The sequence below is a fragment of the Streptomyces sp. NPDC043867 genome (genome assembly GCF_056435845.1).
In genome coordinates, this window is sequence record NZ_JBWKDS010000024.1 from 130,112 (window position 1) to 136,929 (window position 6,818).

Here is a 6,818-nt window from a genome sequence, read left to right on the forward strand (position 1 = left end):
AGGGGCTGCCGCCGATCTACCTGCGGCAAGAAAGGAGAACGGCGCCGCGGCCGGTGCGGGGCGAGGCCGAACCAGACGATGCCCAAAACACGTCGGCGCCGCGGCAGTTGCGAACGCAATTCGGTTACGACACTGGCGCACCCAGCGACCGATCGACATGATGAACCCGAGCCGCCCATGGGGCAATAGCCAGGGCGCGCTCGTCGACGGCTTGCTCTGCGCGTGCGTCTGCCCGCCACCTCGCGGCACGCACCGGCCTGTCTGTCTCCTCGCCGCCGCGCACTGCTGGAGCGCGCCCGACCGGACACCACGTCGGGCGAACTCGCGGTGCCGCCCGGGCGGCCACCTCAACCCTGTACATGGAGAACCATGAACGCACTCAACTATGAGCCGCCGCGACCCGACAGACCGCCCCGCCCCCCTGAGCACCCCGTGCAGGCGGATCGCGCCGTGCACCGGACCATGACTCGGGCGACGCGCCGGTACCTGGGTGCCCACGCCGTCGGATGGTCAGCGATGGCGCTGCTTCCGCTGATCGCCGGTTCCTCACTAGCGACCCGCGTGGCGGGTGGGCTCACCGTCGGCACACTGCTGTTCGCCGTGCTGGGCCTGGGCGTTCCGCTGTCGTCTTGGTGGCTCTACCATGCGACCAGGCAGACGGCGATGCTCCCCGACGCCGCCCACAACTCCCTCTCCGGGAGCGGTCGATGAGCACGAGTCCTGCGATCCACACGGCCGCGACCTCGCTGACCGACGCGGCCCCCTTGGTGGCGTTCTTCCTGGTCGTCACCATGACACTGCTGCTCTGCCTGCTCTTCGGGGCAGACTCGGAGGGAGTCGACGACCTCTACGTCGCCGGATGCTCGGGGCGGCCGTGGCGTAATGCGTTGGCGATGACCGGCGACACCATCACGGTCCTGCTACTGCTGAGCTGCACGGGCCTGGTCTCGGTCGCGGGCTATGACGGGACAGCCCTGGCCGCGGGCGCCATCGGCGCTTATGCGGTGCTACTCGTCCTGGCCAGGCCCCTGCGCAACACCGGCCGTTTCACCCTGGGCGACACCCTTGCTGCCAGGTTCGACGACAGGTCCGTCCGCATGGCGGCGGCCGTGATCTGTGTCGTCGTATGTGTCCCACTGGCCGTCGTGCAGCTGACGGCGGCGGGCGGGGCCACCGCGGCGATGCTCGGCCTTTCCGGGACGGCGCCAGCGCAACTCTGTACAGTGTTCATCGGAGGAATGATGGTCTGCGCCGCGGCCCTCACGGGCATGCGAGGCAACACGATGCTGCAGGTCGTCAAGACGTTCACCGTGTTCGCGTGCATGGGCCTGCTCGTCGTCCTGCTGCTGCGGAGCACCGGTTGGAGCCCCGCCCGGCTGCTGTCCGACGCAATCGACGGCAATGCTGATCCAGCCGGCTACTTCACCCCCGGGCAGCTCTATGGGACAGACCTCGCCGGACGGCTGAATCTGCTGTCCGTTCAGGTCACCGTGATGCTCGGCTCAGCTGTCATGCCACACATGATCATGCGGGTAAAGACGGCCGAGCACGGCGGCGCGGCCCGGCGCTCCGTCCTAATCGCCACCGGCCTGGTGAGTGTCTTCGCCGCTATGGCTGTCACGCTCGGCCTCGGCGCGGCGGCCCGCAGTGGTGCGCAGGCCCAGGGGCGGTTCGACCTGCAGTCGTCGTCAGCCATGTTGTCCCTCGTCCGGGACCTGGTGGCGGGGCCGGCCGGTGACCTGCTCATTGCCCTGGTGGTGTCCGCGGTCTTCCTCACCAGCCTGACTGTCGTGGCGGCGCTCGCGCTGAGTGCCGCAGCGGCTCTCGTGCACGACATCTACGTCTCCGGGATCCGTCGGGGCCAGGTGCCACCCGCCGCCGAGGTCAAGGCCATGCGATGGCTGACCCCCGTCCTCGGGGCCGTCGCCGTGCTGTTGTCGGTGCTGGCGCAGAGCGGGAGTATTCAGTTCCTTGCACAGTTCGCCGTGTCCGTGTCGGCGTCCGCGGTGCTTCCGAGCCTGGTGTACGCACTGTTCTGGAAGAGGTGCACGAAGGCCGGTCTGCTGTGGACCATGTACGCGGGGCTCGCCTGCGCCGTCGTGCTGCAGACGTTCGGGCCGACGGTTTCAGGCCGCCCCGGCGCGCTCTTCCCATCGGCCGATTTCGCCTGGTTCCCGCTGGCGACGACGGGACTGGTGACCATTCCGGTGGGGTTCGCAGCCGGCTGGATCGCCAGTCTCCGCACAGCGCGGAGCAGGAAGCCCGACGACGCCGCTCGCTTTGCGGCTGTCGCGGCCCGCTCCCTGGTGGACCGATCGGAGGAAGCCCGAGTCCCCTGACCGGGAGGTTCGGTCCTCGTGGTCGGCCCGGTCGACCCCTGGTCGGCCCCTGGTCGTGTCAGGGGTGTCCGTCAGGGTCCTTGGTGGTGTCGGGTGTCGGGGTGTGCTCGTGGATCAGGTGCAGCGGCTCCGTGCGGTCGCGCCGGTCGAGGGCATCGATAAGGGGCCGGGTGCATTTCGGCGGCCGTGCCTGAGCAGCCGACCTGAGCGACGGCAACTACGTGACCGCGGCCCTACCCACCCTCGTGCCCAAGGGCGTGCACGTTGTGAACCCCGGCCTGAGCCACGCGGGCAACGAAACGGGCACCGTCCTGCCCGGTGCGGCGTTCTTCGGTTTTGCGCTGGTTTAGTGAGGGCTGCCGCTGCCCGGACCCGCCTGCGTGCACCGGATCATCACCGACTTTGGCGTAATCGACCTGACCGTCCGCGGGCTCGTCCTGGTCGAGACCGCCCCCGGTGTCACGGCCGAGCACATCGCCGCGGCGACGGCGGTCGCCACTGCGCGTTCCCGCGCGGGCGACCGCCTGACGGACTCCGGCGGTCCGGTGTTCCGGAGGACAGCCACCGGATCGGCGGATCCTATGGGTCCCGCGCTGACCCGACGAAAAAGCCCGTACCGGCCGTGGCCTGGCTGCTGTCCTGTCTCGCGGCCGGGGCGGCCACCACCTGCTGTACCCCGTCCACGCACTCCGCCTCACGCCCGCCTGGCACACGTGTGGCTTATCCCTCCCGCACCGCACCGCACCGCACCCCGCCCGCTGTCTCGATGTCCGCCTCTGCGACACGGGCACACCCCACGCCCCCGGCCGCCCGCTGACCGGCCGAACCGCAAGGACCGAGCTCCCACGAGGCCCCGGACAGGGGCCACGTCGATCCGGGACGGCAGCGCCCAACACCCCCCGGCGGCTTCCGAGGCTGGTAACGGCAGTACCAGGCTATAGCCCTGCGATGCTGCGACGATGGAAGCATGAGTGCACCCGGTGAGCTGGCGACCGTGCTGCGGGCGTGGCGGGAACGGTTGGCGCCGCGGCTGGTGGGCTTGCCGGCGGGTACCGCACGGCGCACCTCCGGCCTGCGGCGTGAGGAACTGGCCGTCCTGGCTGAGGTATCGGCGGACTACATCGTGCGGCTGGAGCAGGGGCGGGCCTCGGCCCCCTCGGCGCAGGTGTGCGCCGCGCTGTCCCGTGCCCTGCAGCTCAGCAACGCCGAGCAGAACCACCTGTTCCGCCTTGCCGGGCACGCCACCGGAGGTGGCCGCATCAGCCGCCAGGTGTCCGCCAGCCTGCGCCGTCTGGTGGAGCGTACGAGCGACCGGCCCATGGCCGTCTTTGACGCGATGTGGGACCTGCTGCTCTGGAACCGGATGTGGGCGGCACTGATGGGCGACCCCTCCGAGCTGCGGGAAGAGGAGCGCAATGTGCTCTGGCTGCACTTCACCCGCGCCTCTGACTGCAACATGCACGACCTCCGCACCCAGGACACTTTCGGAATTTCCATGGCCGCGGACCTGCGCCGCAGTGTGGGCCGGTACCCCGACGACCCCGCGCTACGGAGACTCGTCGAACGGCTCAATGAGCGCAGTGAGCGCTTTCGCGGGCTTTGGCAGCGCCACGAGATCGGCGAGCACGACACGGCCACCAAGACGGTCAACCACGCCGAGGTCGGGGCCATGGAACTGGACTGCGACATCCTGAGCACCCAGCGCGGCGATCTGCGGATCGTGATGTACAGCGCCGCGCCCGGCAGTGAGTCCGACGGCAAGCTCGCCCTGCTGGCCGCCATCGGGATACAGCGGATGCGCGTCGAGCCCTGACCGCCGTCGATCACCCTCTCTCAAGCCGGAGCGCGCCCCATCAGGAGCCGGCCCCGCCCTGGAGGAGGCCCCGCAGTGAGGGCAGCAGCGCGTCGATGTCCGTGTCACTGCGCAGGACCACGACGGTAGTGCCGTCCGGGCCCCTCCCCTTCGGGGTGGCAGGGACCGGGAACAGGGCGAGCACCTCGCGAAGCGCGTCGTCGACCTCGGCGACGGGATCCGTCGACTCTCCCCTCAGCCAGCGCCGGAGCACGTGGTTGTGGGCGGCCACCACATTCGCCGCCATGAGCTCCGCCCGCAGCGGTGCCGACGTCCCGGTGTCGCCCATCCAGTTCGCGATGAACTCGCGGAACAGCCGCTGGTAGCGGGCCACGCTGACGATCTCACGGTCGCGCAGGGCGGGCACCTTGCTGGTGAGCGCGTACCTGCGCAGGGCCAGGTCGCCCTCGTCGAGGTAGTGCATCAGGACGATTCGCACCGCATCGGAGACGGCGACCAGGGCCGTCGCATGCGTGGAACCGGCCAGCCGGTCCCTGATCGTCGCGAGCAACCGGTCGTGGTCCGGGAAGATGACCTCTTCCTTGGAGCGGTAATGGCGAAAAAACGTGGTGCGCCCCACGCCGGCTCGCTCGGCGACGTCGTCGATGGTCGTCTGCTCGTACCCGTGTTCGTCGAAGAGCGAGAACGCGGCCTGCGTGAGCCGCTCCTTGGTCGATCCCTTGGTCATGCGGCCTCATCCTGCCCTGCTCGCGCGCTCATCCACCACTTGCCTCTCGATGCGGTACTGAGTACCGTGATAACAGAATCCAGTACCGCAGTGTAGAGGAGTACGGCGTGGAAGACCTCGCGCGCAATGAGTCGGGACTGCCTGTTCGCCCCGTCTACACCGACTCCCCGCACGAGTCGGAGGCGGGTGAGAAGCTCGGCGCCCCCGGGCAGTTTCCCTTCACCCGGGGTGTGCACCCGACGATGTACACCGGGCGGCCGTGGACGATGCGGCAGTACGCCGGCTTCGGCGCCGCGCAGGAGTCGAACGCCCGCTACCACGAACTCGTCGCCGCGGGCACGGGCGGTCTCAGCGTTGCGTTCGACCTGCCCACCCAGATGGGGTACGACTCCGACGAGGACATCGCCCGCGGCGAGGTGGGCAAGGTCGGTGTCGCGATCGACTCGGTCGACGACATGCGCACCCTGTTCTCGGGCCTGCCACTCGACAAGGTCTCCACCTCGATGACCATCAACGCGCCCGCGTCGACCCTGCTCCTGATGTACCAGCTCGTCGCTGCCGAGCAGGGCGTCACGGGCGCCCGGCTCACCGGCACGATCCAGAACGACGTGCTGAAGGAGTACATCGCCCGCGGGACCTACATCTACCCGCCGAAGCAGTCCCTACGTCTGATCAGCGACATCTTCGCCTACTGCCACCGGGAGATCCCGCGCTGGAACACGATCTCCATCTCCGGCTACCACATGGCGGAGGCAGGCGCCACGCCCGTCCAGGAGATCGCGTTCACCCTGGCCAACGCCAAGGAGTACGTACGCACCGCCCTCGCCGCAGGACTGGACGTCGACGACTTCGCGCCACGCCTGTCGTTTTTCTTCGTGGCACGGACGACCCTCCTGGAGGAGATCGCCAAATTCCGTGCCGCCCGCCGCATCTGGGCACGCGTCATGCGCGACGAGTTCGGCGCCCGCAACCCCAAGTCCCAGATGCTGCGCTTCCACACCCAGACGGCCGGAGTCCAGCTCACGGCTCAGCAGCCTGAGGTGAACCTCGTCCGGGTAGCGCTCCAGGGACTCGGCGCGGTGCTGGGCGGCACCCAGTCCCTGCACACCAACTCCTACGACGAGGCCATCGCGCTGCCCACGCAGAAGGCGGCCCGCCTGGCCCTGCGCACCCAGCAGATCATCGCCTACGAGACGGACGTGACGAAGACGGTGGATCCCTTCGCCGGTTCCTACGCGATGGAGTCGATGACTGACGACATGGAGACGGCCGTACTGGAGCTCATGCGCGCCGTGGAGGAACGCGGCGGAGCCGTCGCGGCGATCGAGCAGGGATTCCAGAAGTCCGAGATCGAACGCTCCGCCTACCGCATCGCGCAAGAGGTGGACGAGGGCACCCGCTCGGTGGTCGGCGTCAACCGGTTCGTCCTCGACGAGGAGGAGCCCTACGAACCCCTCCGGGTCGACCCCGCCATCGAGGCCGAGCAGTGCGCCCGCCTCGACAAGCTGCGCGCCGAGCGTGACAGCGTGGCCGTCGGACGGGCTCTGACTGACATGCGTGCCGCCGCTGAGGGCAAGGACAACGTCCTTGTCCCGATGCGGGAGGCACTGCGGTCGCGGGCCACCGGGGGAGAGGTCGCGCAGGCACTGCGGGAGGTGTGGGGCGCTCACGTCCCGCACGACTCCTTCTGAGCGTCCTTCTGTCCGCACGCCCCGCGCCCGAAGGTCTGACCCAGCCCCACTTACGACATCTGTCCCGCCGACCGGCCATGGCGACGGGACCGCACCGACCAGAACGGAATCGAATGATGACGGTCGAGCCGTCGCGGGCGCATGACCGCGACCTCCACACCACCGCGGGCAAGCTCGCGGATCTGCAGCGCCGCATCCAAGAGGCGACGCACGCCGGCTCGGAGCGCGCCGTCGAGAAGCAGCACGCC

At 69.3% G+C, this 6,818-nt stretch carries 5 protein-coding genes and 1 pseudogene; 5 read left to right on the forward strand and 1 reads right to left on the reverse strand.

The annotated features are described in order from the left end of the window. The first annotated feature begins 462 nt into the window (after window positions 1-462). The 4 genes and pseudogenes from AC069T_RS23825 to AC069T_RS23840 all read left to right on the forward strand — a co-directional run bounded on the left by AC069T_RS23825 (window position 463) and on the right by AC069T_RS23840 (window position 4,152). Complete coding sequence (locus tag AC069T_RS23825; protein WP_478784640.1) at window positions 463-711, forward strand: hypothetical protein; 249 nt, start codon at window positions 463-465, stop codon at window positions 709-711. Continuing rightward, window positions 708-2,339, forward strand: a complete 1,632-nt coding sequence (locus AC069T_RS23830; RefSeq protein WP_478784641.1) for a sodium/solute symporter — start codon at window positions 708-710, stop codon at window positions 2,337-2,339. The genes AC069T_RS23825 and AC069T_RS23830 overlap by 4 nt, the downstream gene beginning before the upstream one ends. 356 nt (window positions 2,340-2,695) lie before the next feature. Continuing rightward, a pseudogene (locus AC069T_RS23835) lies at window positions 2,696-2,830 on the forward strand (succinyl-CoA--3-ketoacid-CoA transferase); the annotation flags it as partial. 476 nt (window positions 2,831-3,306) lie between these two features. Beyond that, window positions 3,307-4,152, forward strand: coding sequence for a helix-turn-helix transcriptional regulator (locus tag AC069T_RS23840; protein ID WP_478784642.1), 846 nt, complete (start codon window positions 3,307-3,309; stop codon window positions 4,150-4,152). A 40-nt stretch (window positions 4,153-4,192) separates the two neighbouring features. Here AC069T_RS23840 and AC069T_RS23845 read toward each other — a convergent pair whose 3' ends face one another. Beyond that, window positions 4,193-4,879 (reverse strand): TetR/AcrR family transcriptional regulator, encoded by a 687-nt coding sequence (locus AC069T_RS23845; protein WP_478784643.1) that lies wholly within the window; start codon window positions 4,877-4,879, stop codon window positions 4,193-4,195. Between the two features lie 107 nt (window positions 4,880-4,986). Between AC069T_RS23845 and AC069T_RS23850 the strand changes: the two genes are divergently transcribed. Next, on the forward strand, window positions 4,987-6,570 hold the full coding sequence (locus AC069T_RS23850; RefSeq protein ID WP_478784644.1) for an acyl-CoA mutase large subunit family protein: 1,584 nt from the start codon (window positions 4,987-4,989) through the stop codon (window positions 6,568-6,570). Window positions 6,571-6,818: the final 248 nt, after the last annotated feature.